This is a genomic window from Tissierella sp. QWL-11, from assembly GCF_058683765.1.
On sequence record NZ_CM178750.1, the window covers coordinates 406,380 to 424,753 of the forward strand.

22 protein-coding genes are annotated in these 18,374 nt (G+C 30.3%); 18 read left to right on the forward strand and 4 right to left on the reverse strand.

Translation table 11 applies throughout. The features are described 5' to 3' along the window. Positions 1-49: 49 nt before the first annotated feature. The 6 genes from AC4PG3_RS01865 (at position 50) to fosX (ending at position 4,384) form a co-directional block, all read left to right on the forward strand. Positions 50-475: an N-acetyltransferase gene (locus tag AC4PG3_RS01865; protein WP_492197384.1), complete on the forward strand. Its 426-nt coding sequence runs from the start codon at positions 50-52 to the stop codon at positions 473-475. 25 nt (positions 476-500) lie between these two features. Beyond that, positions 501-1,064, forward strand: coding sequence for a cation diffusion facilitator family transporter (locus AC4PG3_RS01870; RefSeq protein ID WP_492197385.1), 564 nt, complete (start codon positions 501-503; stop codon positions 1,062-1,064). Continuing rightward, positions 1,054-1,485 carry a hypothetical protein gene (locus AC4PG3_RS01875; protein WP_492197386.1) on the forward strand — a complete coding sequence of 144 codons (432 nt, stop codon included), beginning with the start codon at positions 1,054-1,056 and terminating at the stop codon, positions 1,483-1,485. Before AC4PG3_RS01870 ends, AC4PG3_RS01875 begins: the two co-directional genes overlap by 11 nt. 308 nt (positions 1,486-1,793) lie before the next feature. Further along, positions 1,794-2,987: an esterase/lipase family protein gene (locus tag AC4PG3_RS01880; RefSeq protein WP_492197387.1), complete on the forward strand. Its 1,194-nt coding sequence runs from the start codon at positions 1,794-1,796 to the stop codon at positions 2,985-2,987. A 158-nt stretch (positions 2,988-3,145) separates the two neighbouring features. Further along, positions 3,146-3,847, forward strand: coding sequence for a lysophospholipid acyltransferase family protein (locus AC4PG3_RS01885; protein ID WP_492197388.1), 702 nt, complete (start codon positions 3,146-3,148; stop codon positions 3,845-3,847). 114 nt (positions 3,848-3,961) lie between these two features. Beyond that, positions 3,962-4,384: a FosX/FosE/FosI family fosfomycin resistance hydrolase gene (fosX, locus tag AC4PG3_RS01890; protein ID WP_492197389.1), complete on the forward strand. Its 423-nt coding sequence runs from the start codon at positions 3,962-3,964 to the stop codon at positions 4,382-4,384. Positions 4,385-4,601: 217 nt separating this feature from the next. On the opposite strand, the gene AC4PG3_RS01895 is transcribed toward fosX, so the two are convergent. Next, positions 4,602-5,357, reverse strand: coding sequence for an NADPH-dependent oxidoreductase (locus AC4PG3_RS01895; RefSeq protein ID WP_492197390.1), 756 nt, complete (start codon positions 5,355-5,357; stop codon positions 4,602-4,604). A 212-nt stretch (positions 5,358-5,569) separates the two neighbouring features. On the opposite strand from AC4PG3_RS01895, the gene AC4PG3_RS01900 reads away from it, so the two are divergent. The 12 genes from AC4PG3_RS01900 (at position 5,570) to AC4PG3_RS01955 (ending at position 15,364) form a co-directional block, all read left to right on the forward strand. Next, positions 5,570-6,097: an ECF transporter S component gene (locus AC4PG3_RS01900; protein ID WP_492197391.1), complete on the forward strand. Its 528-nt coding sequence runs from the start codon at positions 5,570-5,572 to the stop codon at positions 6,095-6,097. A gap of 116 nt (positions 6,098-6,213) precedes the next feature. Next, positions 6,214-7,083, forward strand: coding sequence for a hypothetical protein (locus tag AC4PG3_RS01905; protein ID WP_492197392.1), 870 nt, complete (start codon positions 6,214-6,216; stop codon positions 7,081-7,083). A gap of 1 nt (position 7,084) precedes the next feature. Beyond that, the gene (locus tag AC4PG3_RS01910; RefSeq protein ID WP_492197393.1) at positions 7,085-7,648 is read left to right on the forward strand and encodes a hypothetical protein; all 564 of its coding nucleotides are present in this window, start codon (positions 7,085-7,087) and stop codon (positions 7,646-7,648) included. 170 nt (positions 7,649-7,818) lie between these two features. Then, positions 7,819-8,313 carry an RNA polymerase sigma factor SigV gene (gene sigV, locus AC4PG3_RS01915; RefSeq protein ID WP_492197394.1) on the forward strand — a complete coding sequence of 165 codons (495 nt, stop codon included), beginning with the start codon at positions 7,819-7,821 and terminating at the stop codon, positions 8,311-8,313. Between the two features lies 1 nt (position 8,314). Then, the gene (gene rsiV, locus AC4PG3_RS01920; RefSeq protein ID WP_492197395.1) at positions 8,315-9,208 is read left to right on the forward strand and encodes an anti-sigma-V factor RsiV; all 894 of its coding nucleotides are present in this window, start codon (positions 8,315-8,317) and stop codon (positions 9,206-9,208) included. 222 nt (positions 9,209-9,430) lie between these two features. After that, a complete protein-coding gene (locus AC4PG3_RS01925; protein WP_492197396.1) occupies positions 9,431-9,847 on the forward strand; it encodes an OsmC family protein in 417 nt (138 codons plus the stop codon). A 146-nt stretch (positions 9,848-9,993) separates the two neighbouring features. After that, positions 9,994-10,626, forward strand: coding sequence for a metal-dependent transcriptional regulator (locus tag AC4PG3_RS01930; protein WP_492197397.1), 633 nt, complete (start codon positions 9,994-9,996; stop codon positions 10,624-10,626). A 13-nt stretch (positions 10,627-10,639) separates the two neighbouring features. Then, positions 10,640-11,563 (forward strand): metal ABC transporter solute-binding protein, Zn/Mn family, encoded by a 924-nt coding sequence (locus AC4PG3_RS01935; RefSeq protein WP_492197398.1) that lies wholly within the window; start codon positions 10,640-10,642, stop codon positions 11,561-11,563. A gap of 18 nt (positions 11,564-11,581) precedes the next feature. Then, complete coding sequence (locus AC4PG3_RS01940) at positions 11,582-12,319, forward strand: metal ABC transporter ATP-binding protein (RefSeq protein WP_492197399.1); 738 nt, start codon at positions 11,582-11,584, stop codon at positions 12,317-12,319. Positions 12,320-12,328: 9 nt separating this feature from the next. After that, the gene (locus AC4PG3_RS01945) at positions 12,329-13,462 is read left to right on the forward strand and encodes a metal ABC transporter permease (protein ID WP_492197400.1); all 1,134 of its coding nucleotides are present in this window, start codon (positions 12,329-12,331) and stop codon (positions 13,460-13,462) included. Then, positions 13,462-14,583, forward strand: a complete 1,122-nt coding sequence (locus AC4PG3_RS01950; RefSeq protein WP_492197401.1) for a metal ABC transporter permease — start codon at positions 13,462-13,464, stop codon at positions 14,581-14,583. The genes AC4PG3_RS01945 and AC4PG3_RS01950 overlap by 1 nt, the downstream gene beginning before the upstream one ends. Positions 14,584-14,653: 70 nt before the next feature. Next, on the forward strand, positions 14,654-15,364 hold the full coding sequence (locus tag AC4PG3_RS01955; RefSeq protein WP_492197402.1) for a class I SAM-dependent methyltransferase: 711 nt from the start codon (positions 14,654-14,656) through the stop codon (positions 15,362-15,364). Between the two features lie 110 nt (positions 15,365-15,474). Here AC4PG3_RS01955 and AC4PG3_RS01960 read toward each other — a convergent pair whose 3' ends face one another. From AC4PG3_RS01960 to AC4PG3_RS01970, 3 genes are read right to left on the reverse strand one after another with little or no spacing between them, the layout of a single operon-like run. Then, positions 15,475-16,452 carry an ABC transporter ATP-binding protein gene (locus tag AC4PG3_RS01960; RefSeq protein WP_492197403.1) on the reverse strand — a complete coding sequence of 326 codons (978 nt, stop codon included), beginning with the start codon at positions 16,450-16,452 and terminating at the stop codon, positions 15,475-15,477. After that, a complete protein-coding gene (locus AC4PG3_RS01965) occupies positions 16,445-17,455 on the reverse strand; it encodes an ABC transporter ATP-binding protein (protein ID WP_492197404.1) in 1,011 nt (336 codons plus the stop codon). Before AC4PG3_RS01965 ends, AC4PG3_RS01960 begins: the two co-directional genes overlap by 8 nt. Before the next feature lie 9 nt (positions 17,456-17,464). After that, on the reverse strand, positions 17,465-18,364 hold the full coding sequence (locus AC4PG3_RS01970) for an ABC transporter permease (RefSeq protein ID WP_492197405.1): 900 nt from the start codon (positions 18,362-18,364) through the stop codon (positions 17,465-17,467). Positions 18,365-18,374 lie beyond the last annotated feature (10 nt).

Genomic DNA, 18,374 nt, shown 5'->3' on the forward strand with positions numbered 1-18,374 from the left:
GAATTTGAAAGTGGAGAAAATTACAATAAAGATAAAAGGAGTACATCTAATGATAAGAGAATTAGAAGAATCAAAAATAGATAATATAATGAAGATTTGGCTTGAAACAAATATTGATGCCCATGATTTTATTTCAGAAGATTATTGGAAATCAAACTATGATTTTGTAAAGAATGTATTGCCAAAATCTACTGTTTTTGTCTATGAAGATAATGGTGAAATAAAAGGATTTATAGGAATTATAAAAAAATCATATATTGCAGGACTGTTCGTTTCAAATAAATATCAGAATGAAGGCATAGGAAGTAAATTACTAGAAAAATGCAAAGCAGATTATTCTATCTTAAAATTAGATGTTTATGGTAAAAATTTAAAGGCTATAAATTTTTATAAGAAGCATGGATTTAAAATAGAGAAAGAAAAAGAAAATAAAGAAACTAAGGAAATTGAGTATTCAATGATATGGGAGATATAGAAAAAACAAAAAGGGGTGTATTGATTTGGGACATAATCATAATCATGGAAAGGAAGATAATATAAAAGTAGCATTTTTATTAAATATTACATTTACTATATTAGAGATTATTGGAGGATTATGGACTAATAGTATGGCAATATTATCAGATGCCCTTCATGATTTAGGAGATTCTATATCATTGGGAATTTCATGGTATTTGGAAAGATATTCTGAAAAAAAACCAGATGCAAAATTTTCTTTTGGATATGCTAGGTTTTCACTATTGGGTGCATTAATAAATAGTTTAATATTGGTAGCAGGTTCAGTCATTATTATATTAAATGAAATTCCTAAGATTTTTAATCCTGAAAATGTAAATGCAAAAGGTATGTTAGTATTTGCCATATTAGGTATTGTTATAAATGGTTTGGCAGTATTAAGATTAAAGGGAGGATCATCTTTAAATGAAAAAGCAGTTTATTTACATTTATTAGAAGATGTACTAGGTTGGGTAGTTATATTTATTGCTAGCATCGTACTTATATTTATTAATATACCTATAATTGATCCTATATTATCGCAAAGGGGTGGGACCCATGAAGGATAATAAAAGTAAATACAAAAAATATTTTGAGGTGATGCCGGGTTTGGTACTACTTCTATTCATAGTATTGTGGTTATCAATTATAGTTATTGTGGATAGTAATTGGAGTTCTCTCCTGAATGTTATCGCCGAAAAACTTAATACAATGCCTGATGTGCTACTCCATAGACTATTAATTATTTTGGGAATAGGCTATTTGCTTTGGTTTTGTTATTCTTTATTTATTTCTTCAAAAGAAAAAAATAAATTTATATTGGGTAGAAAAGCTTCTGTTTCTGTGGGGTGGTTTATACTTGCTTTTATATACAGCATAGGAGACACCCTAGGAGATGATTTGGCAATATGGTTGATTAGAATCATTACATTAGTTTTTCTTATATTGTATGTAATACTTAGTGTTATGTCAGAGCGAAGAAAATCTTAAAAGCTGTTCTTTACCATTCTTTATTTTCTGCACAGTGGGCAAATAAAGTAAATAAATTAGGCGCCAAGGTATGCGAAAGCACTGATGCGTAGCATACATATGTGAATTTGTTATAAATTAATGTGTTGCTAAAAATTCAACAAAAATTTCGGATAATTATACCTTTGTTCTTTGCTTTAACATAGTTTGTCTTAGCTTATTAAGCCAAACTATGTACCCAAGTACTTTTTTTACAGTACTTGGGGATTTTCACTCACCATCATAAAGTTATTGAATATTCTAGTATAAAAATGAAAGGTGGGATTAAGATGGATTACCCTATCATTTTTATACCAGGGCTTTTTGGATCGTTAGGCGATGATATAATAGATGGAACAGGTGAATTTTCATTTGGATTTGCGGAAGATATTTATAGACCTTTTATTGAAATATTAAATGGAATGGGATATGTAGAAGGAAAAGACCTTTTTATTTCTTATTATGATTGGAGAAAAACCGTTTTAGAATCAGTAAATAAATATCTATTGTCTGATATACAAAGTGTAAGAAAGAAAACAGGATCTAGTAAAGTCATATTAATTGGACATAGTTTAGGAGGCTTACTAGGCAGGACATATATAAGTTATTTTAAACCATCATGTGTTGATAAATTGATTATGTTGGGTACACCAAATTTAGGCTCTGTAAATGCGTATTGTTTTTGGAGTGGAGGAAAACTTCCGTATTCTAATATAGAAAATAATATACTTTACAATGCTATTAAAGCAGGATTTATATTATATTATAAATTATTTCACAATATGGATTATATAGATGCTGTTCGTGAAAACTTTCCTGTTGCTAGAGATTTATTGCCAAGTTATGGATATGGAAATTATTTAATTATGAAAAAACATGGTATTAATAGAGAAATTCCAATAGAAGATATGTCTATAGAGAATTCATTTTTAAATTCAATGGAAAAAAGACCTGTTAATAGAAATAATACATTTATTATAAGTGGAGATGGAGTATCTACAAATAACAAATTTTTAGTAGATACTAAAAATATACAAAAAAACATATGGACAGATGGAAGACCTATAAAGGCATATAAAACACTTAATGGAGATGGAACAGTAACTACATTTAGTGCATTGGGGAATTTAGGAGTAAATAATCTAGTATTAAAAGGAAACCATACAGATATTTTATATAGGTCTAAGGATTATTTATCATCTATTTTAGGAAGAACTTCAGCAACAAGAGTTAAAGGCAAGACATTAGAAAAAATATATATTATTTTAGCAAAGGATTGTAAAAAGATAAATATCAAAACTTCAAAGAATAATGAAATATCCAGCCAAGGTATAAACATTTTGGATCCTAGAGTGCAAGCTATAAATTTTACAAATAATAATTTTTGGATAATGATTTCAGGGGATAGAGACTTAAAGGTAAAATTAAATGTAGAAAGATTTAAAAATGCTAATCCAAAAATCCGGATGTCAGTTATTAAATAAATTAAGTAAGAAGAGTTATAGGTTAGTGAGCATTAGAAATAGATTGTGCTGTGCGGAGTAAAGCTAAGCATTGGATCAAACTCCTTCTTAATAATATGTTTATAAAGTGTAGGAAGCTCATAGATTTTGATATGTTAATTAAAAAAAGGGGGAGGCAAATGATATCTACAGCAGTAATAAAAATCATAAATATTTTACCTGATAGGCTTATCAGATACACATCTAAAAAAATTGTCGATCAATATCTAAAAAAATATGCCAATATAAGCATAAAGGGAGAGAAAAACCTAAAGGGAATAATAACACCTACTATTTTTATATGTAACCATTTAAGCAATTCTGATGGATTAGTTTTAGACAAGGCTTTAAAGGAAATTGATCCAACTTTTGTTGCAGGTATAAAACTATCAAATAATGCTGTTACGAGTATAGGAATAAATGTAGTAAAGACCACGAATATAAAACCTAATAGTGTTGACAAAGATGGTTTAAGGAAGATTATTAACCTTATTAAACAGGGGGAGAGTATATTGATTTTCCCAGAGGGAACTAGAAGTAGGGTTGGTAGTTTGATAGAAGCTAAGAGGGGCCCCCTTCTTATAGCAAGAATGACAGGGGCTCCTATTGTACCTATAGGATTATATGGTACAGAAAAATTGTTACCTGTAAACACTGAAGGAGATATGAGTACAGAAACCTTTAATTATGCAGATATTCATATTAATATCGGAAAACAATTTGGACTTCCAAATAAAACAATAGGGCAGAATAAAAAGGATTATGAAGATCTTGTCATGGAATATATGATGAAAAAAATAGCAGGGTTATTACCTGAAAAATATAGAGGAGTATATAAATAGGCAAACTGAAAGTTATAATATAAGTAAGCACGCAAATATTTTGCTGATTAGATAAATATTAGTAGAATTAAATGAAGTAAAGACTATTTATATTCTTTAAGGAGGACGGAAAAATTGATAGATGGAATTAGCCATATTACTTTTATTGTAAAAGATTTAGAAAAAACAGCAAGGTTTTTTAAAGAAATTTTCGACGCTAAAGAAGTTTATTCAAGTGGAGACAATAAGTTTTCGATATCTAAAGAAAAATTTTTCTTAATAAATGACATTTGGATTGCAATTATGGAAGGAGAAAAAGTAGAAAAAAGTTATAATCATATAGCATTTAAAATAGATGAATCAGATTATGAAATGTATCTTAAGAGAATAGAAAACCTTGGTTTAGAGATAAAAGATGGGCGAAAAAGGGTTGTAGGAGAGGGTAATTCAATATATTTTTATGATTATGACAATCATCTTTTCGAACTTCACACTGGAACATTGGAAACAAGACTTCTTCGCTACCAAAAAGAAAGCAATATGCAAAAGCACATTTAGATTTATTCTTGAAAATGACATTAATTTGCTTTATATATGCCCTTATAAGTCTCTTATTTAAGTTGTCTACTTGGATAGACATTTTGGTTATTTCTTTGGCTGTAATTGTAACAGCATTTTCAACAATTTCAATAAAATTTGAGAAATAGAAACACTTCCTATGCAAAATAAAGTTTAAAAAATGAAATGAGACAATGTATCTGTCCCATTGTCTCTATCAATCCTTTAATCTAAACTTAAATCCTTGTTTATTAATTACATTTAAAATTTCAGCCCTTTTTTCATTAGGAGTTGTAAATCGCATAACTACTTGCTTGCTAAATGAGTCTAAGGGTTTACTATCATCTCTTAAATCATAATAAGTTTGCATAGTTTTATCATATTCTTCTATAGATTTTAAATAATCATCTTGAATCTGGTACTTATTTTCAAATACTTTTGATGAAAGATCCATTCTAGGTTTTAATTGTGGATTTTGATCTGGGTATCCAAAGCCTAATCCTACTATTGGAAATGTAAGAGGTGGAAGTTCTAATATATCTATCAATTTAGCAGAATCATTCAAGATGCTTCCAAGATATACTGCACCCATGCCTAAGGACTCTATAGCTACATACATATTTTGAGCAGCGATAGCTCCATCTGTAAATCCTTGGAAAAACTTATCCATATCTATTATATCATCAATATTTGTTCCCATTTCCTTAGAAATATTTGCATTTCTATATAAATCTACAATAAATATTAATAGCTCAGGGGCAGTTGCTACATAGTCTTGATTGCAAACTTCGGATATAGATTTTTTCTTAGCTTCATCTGTTATATGGATTATGCTGTAGGATTGCATAGCAACACTGGAAGCTGTGTGGTTAGCGACTTTGAATAGAGTATTTAAAGTTTTTTGATCAACTTTTCTATCTTTAAACTTTCTAATAGTTCTGTGGTTAAATTGATTTTGTATAGTTTTGTTCATAAAAACATTCCTTTCTTTATACATTTGTTAATATACATACCACTATTTAATATTATAAAACAATTCAAAATATAAGCAGTACAATAAAATGCATTTTCTCAATTGTACCCCTACGATATGCGGAAAATAGCTTAAATCCATATTTACACCAATACACTTTGGTGATAAAATAAAATTAAATAATAAAGATCGTATTTATAGGGGGTATTGTTATGAATAAAAGTACAATAGGGAATAGGATTCAAAATATAACTATCTCAGGTCTTTTAATAGCTTTAGTCGCTGTATCAACTATGGTAATCAAGTTTCCTGTAATTGCAACGGAAGGCTATATTCACTTAGGAGATAGTATGATATTTTTATCAGCAATTATTTTTGGGAAGAAAAAGGGGGCTATTGCAGGAGGAATTGGTTCAGCTATGGCTGATTTACTTTTAGGATATACCCACTGGATAATTCCAACTCTTATTATAAAGGGGTTAATGGGATATCTTGTTGGATTAATTTCTGATGGAGAAAATGAACACTTAATAAATCTTAGAAATAGTATTGCTCTAGTATTTGGTGCTATTTGGATGGTATCTGGATACTTTATTGCAGGTGGAATTGTGAAGGGAAGTTTTTTAGTTGCAATGGCAAGCATACCTGCAAATCTTATTCAGGGATTTGGTGGAGCACTGATATTTATACCAATAGGAATTGCCCTTAAGAAAACTAAATATTTTAGTCAGTTTGCATAGATGTGAAAGTCTCTAATTTTTTAATTAGAGGCTTTTTTATATGGAAAATATCACATTATATTAATAAATAATATGATATAGTATATGCATATTAATAAAATCTGGAGTTGATAAATGTGGATTTAAATAAGAAAATATTAAAACATGGTCTTATGTCAGTTATAATAGTTTCAATAATTAGTATGATATTTGTATTTTATCTTAAATTAGATAATCCTGTATTTTTAAGCACATATATGGAGGATAGATTTGCATTTTCAAGTACTATGGATAGAGATGAGATCCATCAAGAGATAGTATTTCCAATAACTTATATAAAAAATATTTCAGACAAAAGAGAAATACAGAGAGTGGAGTTTCCAGAACATAAAGATATTCAATTTAGGATGAGTCAAGACGGTTGGTTTTTTCATAGGAGAGAAACTCCAGGTATATATGGAGTTAAAACAGTGGCTATAGAGCTATATACAAATACTCTTCCTGAAGAATTTGATAAACTAGAGTTTAATAAAGCTAAAGTAATATTTAATAATGGTGACACTTTGGATGTAGATTTAGGAAAACTTATTATATATAGTAAAAACATAGATGAGAAGTACATAGATCATCAATCTTCCGGCAGTTCATCTGATGGAACATCTAGTTATACGGGAAGAATAATGAGAGATTTAACTCTGGAGAAATTAGAATCTAGCTTATTTAAAGAAGCTAAGGGATTTTATGAAATAAAAGTAAATGGAAAGGACTACAGAGATATCTCTGATATATCTCTTAAAGAGGGGGCTATACTTAAAGTAGAATCTATATTTAAAACACCAAATGATATAATAAATAGGTACAATCAATTTGAAATGCAACCAAAGCTAACTTTTAGAACACCAGATGGAAGAGAGGATTCTATAAATATATACAATATAGACTATAGACTCTATGACTTTAACTTTTTTGGGATTATAAAATATTTAAAAGCTAGAGGTGAGATTTAAAATGTATAATGGATATAACAAGATATTTTGGGGAATTTTTATATTAACATTTAATATTAAATTGGGAATAGTAAAGATACTCCCTAGCTTTGTAGGATTCTTAATTGTTTTAAGTGGAATAAATGAGATTTGTGAAGAGTCTAAAATAGATAAATTTGAAAAGGTAAAAAATCTAGGAATACTTATGACTATAATAGCTTTTATAGGAGAGGCAATAGATTTTTTTGTTCAAGGACAAATGGGTTATTTTCTTCCAAATATAATTTGGATAATTTTTTATATGTGTTTTGAATTTGTATTTTTCTTTAAGCTCCTAGAAGCTTCAATTGAGTATTTAAAGATTAACAATTACAATATCTTAGAAGGAGAATATATAGGAAAGCTTAGAAATTATACTATATTTTCTATTTTGAATATCATTTTGCTAAGTATAAGCTTAATTTTTAATATGAGTGGTATGACTATACCTGGAATTATAGCTGTTATCCTAAGAATATATTTGATTACTATGATATATGGGCTTAGAAATACATTTAAAGAGCCTGAGGACTCGGAGGAAGAATAAATAAAAATACATAAAAAGCAGAAGAATTCATGGAAAAATTAAGGGTTCTTCTGCTTTTTAGATAAATTTTTTAACACTTTTAAATTAATTAAAACTTTTTGCTATACTTATCCGTCTATATAGTGTAAAAGCTTTTAGATGTACATCAAAAATGAAGGGAAATTTCAAAAATGAAAAGGAGTAAATTAGAACAACATGTTGAAAATTATATAACAGAATATAAAGACTCTATTTACAGACTAGCCTACAGCTATGTAAGAAATGCCGAAGACTCCTTAGATATTGTTCAAGAATCAATATATAAAGCATTTATATCTATTGATAGCCTTAAAGAACCTAAATTTATCAAGACTTGGTTTTATAGAATAGTTGTAAATACTTCTATAGATTTTATTAGAAAAAGGAAAAGGGAAATTTTGGTAGGTGAAGACTTTCTTTTAAGTAATGATATAGGTCATAGAGATACTTATACAGATATAGATTTAAAAAGAGCATTAGATGATCTACCTGAGGACTATCGAATAATAATAATATTAAGATATTTTGAAGACTTGAAGATAAAAGAAATATCAGAAATATTAGATCAAAATATAAATACTGTAAAAACTAAATTATATAAAGGTCTGGATAAATTAAAAATAAATATTAATAGTCAGGAGGTTTAGCATGGATGACAAAAGAATAGAGCAATTGAAACAAGAGTATATGAATACACCTATTCCAGAGAAATTGGACTTTATGATAGAAGAAACATTAAAAGAGAGGAGAATGAAAATGAAAAAACAAAAAAACCTTAGGAAAGTATTAATGCCAGCAGCTTCTATAGCTGCAGCATTTACAATAACAGTAGCAGGTATAAATACTAGTCCTGCAATTGCAGATAGTTTGGGAGGTATACCTATCATTGGAGATGTAGTTAAGGTGTTAACCTTTAGAGAGTATGAGATAGATGAAGATGGTTATAATGGAAATATAGTAACACCTAAAGTAGAAGGCTTGGAAAATCAAGATTTACAAAGTAGTTTAAATGAAAAATATCTAGAAGAAAATAAAAAGCTTTATGATGAATTTATGGTGGAAGTTGAAGCATTAAAAGAAAATGGTGGTGGACATTTAGGAGTTGATAGTGGATATGTTGTAAAGACTGATACAGATGAAATATTGGCTATAGGTAGATATACGGTAAATACTGCAGCTTCATCTTCAACAAAATTCAAATACGATACAATTTCTAAGCAAGATAATATTTTAATAACTTTGCCTTCTTTATTTGAAGATGATAAATATGTAGAGATTATTAGTGAAAACATCAAAGAACAAATGATTAATGAAAATAAAGTTGATAAAGAAAAAATCTATTGGGTTGAAGGTATTGAAGAGGATATTGAAGGTTTTAAAGAAATTTCTCCAGATCAGCCTTTTTATATTAATGAAGATAGTCAGCTAGTTATATCTTTTGATAAATATGAAGTTGCTCCTGGGTATATGGGAGTTATAGAGTTTGTCATACCAACAGAAATTTTATCAGACATTTTAGTTAGTAGCGAATATATAAAATAGTATATTGATAGTGGGTGAGATCGTTGATCTTACCCACTATACTTTTAAATCAACAACTTCTATAGTTAAGTACATCTCCTCATAAATATTTTCATTTTCAGATTTCTTGAATAATACCAATAGATTTAAAGTAATGTTATAATATAGATAAGTATCATTGGATAGAATTAAGGGTTGTAAATGAAGTCATATTTTAAAAGAAAATTAAAGGAGGAAATAATTATGGATAAAGTGAAACTTGTAGGACATTTAAAGGGCAGTAGAGGTTTTGAAATGGATTTAGATGGTCATACTTTAATTACTGATGCACCTATTTCAAATGGGGGAGATAATGCTGGTCCAACTCCTAAACAACTTCTATTAGCAGGACTAATAGGCTGCATAGGCATAGATGTTACAACAATATTAGAAAAAAAGCAAACTGAGCTTGAGGATTTAATTATAGAGGTAGAGGCAGATAATACAAATGGTACACCTAGAGTATATGAAAATATTCATTTAACCTTTAGATTTAAGGGAGAAAACTTATCTAAAGAGGAATTAGAAAAAGTTGTAGCTCTATCTAAAGAAAAATACTGTGGAGTATCAGCTATGTTAGAAAAGGCTACACCAATCACTTATGAGATAGTGGTCGAGTAATAAATATCAAATAGGACAAGGGACCTGATTCCTTGTCCTATTTTTTCGTCTCATTTTATTTTCAAAATTACAAAACAAAAGTTTAAAACTTGCATATAGTGGTATTATATATAATATTAGGCGCACCTAATCTTAAGGAGGAAATCATGTTAAAAAATAGAGAAGATTATATAAAAGCTATATATGAACTAGGAGGTGAAATAAATAAAGTATCTACTAAAAGTATAGCAGCAGCCCTTGATATATCCCCGCCATCAGTATCTGAAATGATTAAAAAGCTAGTAGGAGAAGGATTTGTAGAGTACACAATATATAAAGGTGTGAAACTTACAGAGTTTGGGGCAGAGGAAGCCCTTAGAATAAAGAAAAGGCATATTCTCTGGGAAGTATTTTTAGTAGAAAAGTTAGGATATAGCTGGGAAGACGTACATGAAGAAGCAGAACTGTTAGAACATGTCACAAGTTCTAAACTAGAAGAGAGATTAGAGAAATACTTAGATTATCCAAAAAATTGTCCCCATGGTACACCTATATATCAGGGAAATTATCTATTTGATTTTATTTCATTAGATAAAATATCCATAGGTAGTATAGTAGTTGTAAAGAGATTAGAAGAGAACAAAGAAACTCTAAGATATGTAAAAGACTTAGGCTTAAATCTTGGAGATAGAATAAAGCTTATAGAAAAAGATATGGAAAAAGGGATTTTTAAAATAGAAAAGGATAAAAAAGCATTAGAAATAGAAAAAGAATTTACAAATAAAATATATGTAAAATAAGGAGAGATTAAATATGAAAAAGATTATAAGTACAGTTTTAATTTTATCTATATTAACATTAGTATTAGTAGGTTGTACAGATAATAATGAAGTAAATGATAGCGGGAAATACAAAGTAGTAGTTACTACAACTATAATAGAAGATTTGGTAAGAGAAATAGGGGGAGGTCTTGTAGATGTTGAGGCTCTAATGGGTCCTGGAGTAGATCCTCATCTATATAAGGCAAGTGCAGGAGATGTAAAAAGAATGAACGATGCAGATATGGTCATATACAATGGTCTACATCTAGAGGGGAAAATGGGAGAAGTATTTGAAAATATAAAAGATAAGATAATATTTGCAGCAAATGAAAACTTAGATGAAAGCAAGCTTTTAGACTTTGAAACAAATCCAGGATATTTTGATCCCCACGTGTGGTTTGATATAGAGATTTGGAAGGGTGCAGCTGAAAGGGTAGCTGAAGGATTAAAAGAGTTAGATAGTGAAAACTCAGAAGCATATGATAAAAATTTACAAGACTATTTAGAAAAGTTAAATGAACTAGATAATTATGTAAAAGATAGAATAGAAGAATTAGATCCTGACAAGAGAATTCTTGTAACAGCTCATGATGCATTTCAATACTTTGGAAATGCCTATGGATTTGATGTAAGAGGACTTCAAGGTATAAGTACAGATGCAGAGGCGGGCACATCAGATGTGAGAGAATTGGCAGACTTTATAGTAGAAAAACAGATAAAGGCCATATTTGTAGAGTCCTCTGTTCCTAAAAAGAATATAGAAGCTCTTCAAGAGGCGGTAAAAGCTAGAGGCTTTGATGTTGAAATAGGTGGAGAATTATATTCAGATTCTACTGGAGATAAGGGAACAGAAGCAGAAACTTATATCGGAACATTTAAGGAAAATATAGATACTATTATAGATGCATTAAAATAAGTTTTAGGAGGACATTAAATGAATGACTTGGATTATATTATAAAGGTTGAAGATATGACAGTAGCATACAGTAAAAAACCTGTATTATGGGATATAGATTTAGAGATACCAAAATCAGTCTTAATGGCGATAGTGGGGCCAAATGGAGCAGGTAAATCTACCCTTATAAAGGCTATGTTGGACTTAATAAAGCCAGTCTCAGGAAATGTATTATTTAATGGAGAAAGTTATAAGGCACATAGAAAGCATATAGGCTATGTGCCTCAAAGTGAAAGTGTAGACTGGGACTTTCCAGCAAATGTATTAGATGTAGTTTTAATGGGAAGATATGGAGAATTAGGTTGGTTTAAAAGGCCAGGGAAAAAAGATAAACAATTGGCCTTGGAGGCTTTAGAAAAAGTAGGTATGAAAGAGTTTGTAAATAGACAAATATCTCAGCTTTCAGGAGGTCAGCAACAGAGGATATTTTTAGCAAGAGCTCTTGTTCAAGATGCAGATATATATTTTATGGATGAACCTTTTAAGGGAGTAGATGCTAAAACTGAAGGTGCCATAGTGGAGCTATTAAAAGAATTAAAAAATAGAGGTAAAACTTTAATAGTGGTACATCATGATCTTCAAACGGTAGAAGAGTATTTTGACTGGGTAGTTCTTTTAAATAGACAAATTGTAGAAGTTGGACCAGTAGAAAAGGTCTTTACAGATGAAAACTTAAACAAAACATATCGAAGTACAGGTAAGATTTTAAAAAGGTAGGTGATAGGATTGAATGTTTTAGAACTTATATTGACAGACTATACTCTGCAAATAGTATCTATTGGATCAGCCCTTCTTGGGATAATAAGTGGAGTACTTGGAAGCTTTGCAGTAATTAGAAAGGAAAGTCTACTTGGAGATGCGGTATCACACTCAGCTCTTCCTGGGATAGCTTTGGCATTTATACTTACAGGGACAAAGAATACTGAGATTCTTCTTTTAGGTGCTCTTGTCTCTGGATTTATATCTACATTTTTAATTATGGGAATAAGCAAGTATTCAAAAGTAAAATTTGATAGTGCATTAGCTCTTATACTTTCTGTGTTCTTTGGAGGAGGATTGGTACTATTGACTTATATCCAAAAGATACCAAATGCAAATCAAGCAGGTCTTGAAAAATTTATATTTGGTCAGGCATCTACACTTTTACTTCGAGATGTAAAGATAATATTTATATTGGGTATTATACTAATTTCTCTTGTATTAGTATTCTGGAAAGAATTTAAAATAGTGTCCTTTGATATAGAATTTGCAGAAAGTCTAGGATTTGATACTAAAAAGATTACTATGCTCTTATTTGCCATGGTAGTTACATCAATCATTATAGGACTTCAGACAGTGGGTGTAATATTGATGAGTGCAATGCTTACAGCTCCAGCAGTGGCAGCGAGACAATGGACGGATAAACTTCATATAATGGTCATATTATCTGCTGTATTTGGAGCTATTTCTGGAATAGGAGGTACTATTATAAGTTCTCTTGTATCAAAGCTGCCCACTGGACCTATGATAGTTATAATAATAAGTACTATAGTACTTATTAGCCTTACTTTAGCACCTAATAGAGGTCTAGTTTGGAGATATATAAGAGAAAAGAAAAATCAAATGGCAATAGGGGAAGACCAAGTATTAGTAAATTTATATCATTTAGCCATGAATCATGATAACCCAAGTCATTGTCATGATATATTTACCATAGGTTCAAATATATTTATAGATTCAAAAGGTAAAGATCGAATTAGAACTGAACTTAAGGCTCTAAAGGAACGAGGTTTAACTAAAGAGGATTATTTTGATAAATGGTGTATCACAGATAAAGGTATAGATTATGTAGAAAATTACTTTAAGGAGGGAGAAGATTAATGTCACCACAATTAGAAATTCAATTAATAGCAGTTATAGTAGCGGTAGCTTGCTCTCTTCCAGGAGTATTTTTAGTCCTTAGAAAGATGTCTATGATGAGTGATGCCATAACTCATACTATATTATTGGGAATAGTAATAGCATTTTTCTTAACTGAATCTTTGACATCTCCATTTTTAATAGTTGGAGCAGCTATTATGGGAGTTATCACAGTATTTTTAACGGAAGTTTTAAATAGTACAAAGCTAGTATCAGAAGACTCAGCTATAGGAGTAGTATTTCCCTTACTATTTAGTATAGCTATAATAATAATATCCAAATATGCAGGTTCAGTACATTTAGATACAGATTCTGTATTACTAGGAGAGCTGGCATATGCACCTTTTAATAGACTTATACTATTCGGAAAGGATATGGGTCCTAAGGCTATTTATTCTATGGGTACTATATTAGTTCTAAATCTTATATTTATAGTAGTATTTTTTAAAGAACTAAAGATAGTAACTTTTGATCCAGCTCTAGCTACTATACTTGGATTTGTGCCTTCTTTGATTCACTATAGCCTTATGAGTCTTGTATCGATTACAGCAGTAGGAGCATTTGAGTCAGTAGGTTCAATTCTTGTTATAGCATTTATGATAGGGCCTCCTGTTTCAGCATATCTTCTTACAGAGGATTTAAAGATTATGATAATATTAAGTGCATTAATAGGTTCTATAAATGGAATACTTGGGTATCAACTTGCAGCATACTTTGATGTATCCATAGCAGGTTCTATGGCAGTTATGACAGGAATTAGCTTTTTACTTGTATTTATTTTTGCACCTAAGAATGGGCTCTTAACTATCATAAGAAGGAGAAAATCTCAAAAAATAGAATTCGCAGAAAAATCTCTACTATTTCATGTATTTAATCATGAAGGGGATAAAAATGAAGATGTAGAACTTGGAATAGACACTATAAAAAAACATATAAACTGGGATAAAAGTTTTTTAGAAAAAATAATAGATGGTTTAAAACAAGAAAAAAAGATATATATACAAGACAAAATAATAAAATTAACGCCTGAGGGAAGAGACTACGCTATAAAGAGCTACGAAGAAATCTGGGAGGAATCATAAATTAATCACTGATATATCTATTCCAAAAGAAGGGTACAATATTATAAAAGATTTTAAGAGGAGAGATATGATGAGTCAATATAAAAATTTAGCAGATTATTATGAATTTATATTCCCTTCCAAAAAGAAAATAGACTTTTTAAATCATGAGTTTGAAAAAGACTCCTATCTATTAGATATAGGGTGTTCAGATGGAAGAGTTGCAAAAGGATTAGGGGAGATGGGCTTTAAAATAGAAGCCATAGACTTAGATGAAGATATGATTCGTGTTGCTAAAGAGGTCAATAAAGATATAAAAGATGTCAAGGTAAGACTCTTAGATATGAGAGAAGTAGATAAATATTTTGAGCCGGGTAGCTTTGATGGAATATATTGTATAGGAAATACTCTTGTTCATCTACAGGATTATATAGCTATAGAAGATACTTTGAAAAAGTTTAAGAGTTTATTAAAAGAAGATAAAAAGCTGGTCATTCAAATTTTAAATTATGATTATATATACAAAAATAATATAACAGAGCTTCCACTTATCGAAAATGAGAAGATAAAATTTGAGAGATATTATACATTAAAAGAAGAAAAGACAATATTTAAAACCAATCTAAAAATAAATGAAACAGGAGAAGAACTTAAAGGTCAAGTAGAACTTTTTCCAATTAGAAAAGAAGAATTAGAAAAGTCTCTAAGAAGGGCAGGATTTAAGGACTTCGCTTACTATGGAGGATTTGGTAAAAAGGATTTTGATATAGGTTCTATGCCATTAATAGTGGTAGCAAAATAAAACAGGGACAGGGGGCTACCCTTGTCCCTATTCTAATGTGGAAAAATTCCGAAAGCATAGCATGATACTATTTATATAAATAATATTTTTAGTTTAGATATTTAATTTCTTTAAACGGCTCTATGAGAGGTTTTTTCGATAATTTCCATAAAACATGCTACTTGATGACCTTTAGATATTTCAATTAATTCTGGTTCATTTGAATGGCATTTTTCAGTTGCATATTCACATCTATTAGCAAATCTACAAACCTTTTTAGGTTCAATTGGAGATGTAATCTCTCCCTTTAGAGTTATGCGTTTAGGTTTGTAGTGTATATCCGGGATAGGTATAGCTGATAGTAAAGCAGTAGTATAAGGGTGAAGAGGATTATTAAATAACTCTTCTGCGGTCGCCTTTTCAACTATTTTACCTAAATACATAACGGCAATCTCATCTGAAAAATGATTAACTACGGATAAATCATGTGTGATAAATAAATAGGTTAAACCTAATTCTTCTTGTAGATCTTTCATAAGATTAAGTATCTGTGCCTGAATAGAAACATCTAAGGCTGAAACCGGTTCGTCACATACTATAAATTTAGGACTTAAAGAGAGTGCTCTTGCTACGCCTATACGTTGTCTTCTACCCCCGTCTAATTCATGAGGATATGTATTGACTAAACGTTCTGCTAATCCAACGATCTCCATTATTTCAAGAACTTTTTTCATCATTTCGGCCTTGGTTTTGTATAACTTGTGAATTATCATTGGTTCCATTATTGTTTGGCTAATAGTTTTTCTAGGATTTAAGGAAGAAAAGGGATCTTGAAAAATTATTTGTAAATCCTTTCTTTTTCTTTCCATCTTAGATTTACTAAAGCCAGCTAAATCTTCCCCTTCAAAAAATATATTTCCATCTGTTGGTTCTAAAAGCCTTAAAATAGCACGACCCGTCGTTGATTTACCACAACCGGATTCTCCAACAAGGCCTAGAGTTTTTCCTTTATAAATATCAAAGTTAATATTGTCTACAGCATGCAGCATTCCGTGAGGAGTTTTAAAATATTTTTTTAAACCTTTTACTTGAATTAATGGCTTATCCACGTCTGATTATCCCTCCTTTTTTTATGGTGTCACTATTATAAAGATGACATTCCACAAAATGCTGATCATTTCTATATATCTTTTTTGGATATTCCTTTGAGCATATATCCATAGCATAATCACATCTTGGATGGAAAGGACATCCTGTCGGAAGATTTGTAGGGTCTGGCATCAAACCCTTAATAGGTATTAATTTTGTTTTTCTATCCTGTAGATTTGGAAGGGAATTGAAAAGACCTTCAGTATAAGGATGTCTTGTATTATCAAAGATATCTACTAAATTTCCATGTTCCACAATGTGACCAGCATAAATAACTGAGACCCTGTCACATATTTCTGCAACAACACCTAAATCGTGGGTTATCATAAGCATAGAAGTATCGTATTGTTTTTTTAGATTATTCATTAAAGTAAGTACTTGAGCTTGTATGGTAACATCAAGGGCAGTAGTAGGTTCATCAGCTATTAGTAATTTAGGTCTACATGCTAGTACCATAGCTATTACAACTCTTTGCTTCATACCTCCTGAAAACTGGTGAGGGTATTCCTTACCTCTTCTAGGAGGAAGACCGACCATTGTAAGCATATCATGAGCCTTATTAATAGCTTCTTTATAATCACCAGGATTATGATATGAAATAACTTCTGCAATCTGATCTTCTATAGTCATTACTGGGTTTAAGGATGTCATAGGGTCTTGAAATATCATAGAAACATCGTTACCTCTAATTTTTTCCATATCCTTGTCTTTTAAATTTCTTATATTTTTACTGTCAAGTTCAATTTTTCCATTTACTATTACTCCTGGAGGTGATTGTACCAAATCTAATATGGAAAGAGCAGTAGTTGTTTTACCTGCCCCTGTTTCTCCAACAAGACCGTGAGTTTTACCTTTTTCAATTTTTAAATCTAAACCGTTTACAGCATTAACTACTCCATCATCAGTTCTATATTCAACTTTTAAATCCTTTATATTTAATGTGAGTTCATTTTTTTTATTCATATGTCCTCCTTATTTTAGTCTTGGGTCTAGGGCATCCCTTAGGCCGTCACCTAAAAGATTTAAAGACAATATTGTTATCATTATAGCTAAGCCAGGAAATAGAGCCATATAGCTATTTTCCCTCATATAAGCTCTAGCACTGGACAACATAGCTCCCCATTCAGGTTGAGGTGCTGAAACTCCTAGACCTAAAAAACTAAGTCCAGCTATTGTCAATATAATACTTGCTACACTTAGAGTAGTTTGAACTATTACTGGTGCTAAACTATTTGGAATTACGTGTTGAGTTATTATTCTGAAATTATTAGCTCCGATTGCCCTAGCTGCCTCTACAAACTCTACATCTCTAACAGTCATTACAGAGCTACGAATTATCCTAGCAAATCTGGGGACACCAGATATAGACAAAGCTATCATTAGATTTAAGGTACTAGTGCCAAGGGCAGCAACAATGGTTATAGCAAACAATGTCCCAGGGATTGCCAGGAAGATATCCATCACTCTCATGATTACATTGTCTATATACCCTCCATAAAATCCAGAAATAGCTCCCAATATGCCTCCAGCAGCGAGAGAAATAATTACTGATGTAAATCCAATGGATAAAGAGGTTCGGGATCCATATATTATCCTTGCTAAGATATCTCTACCTAGTTCATCTGTTCCAAAAGGATGTTCTAATGAAGGGGACTGTAATCTTTCGCTTATATTTTGGTTGATAATATCATTATCATAATCATATATAAAGCCTGAAATTATTGAAAGAAATATAAGTATACTGATGATTATAAGTCCTAGTACAGAAGTTTTATTTTTTTTCAATCTAAACCATATTTCTTTTATCTGACTTTGCTTTTCATATTTTTCTTTAATTTTTAAAACATCAACAGTTTTTGTATTGTCACTCATTGTGTCCTCC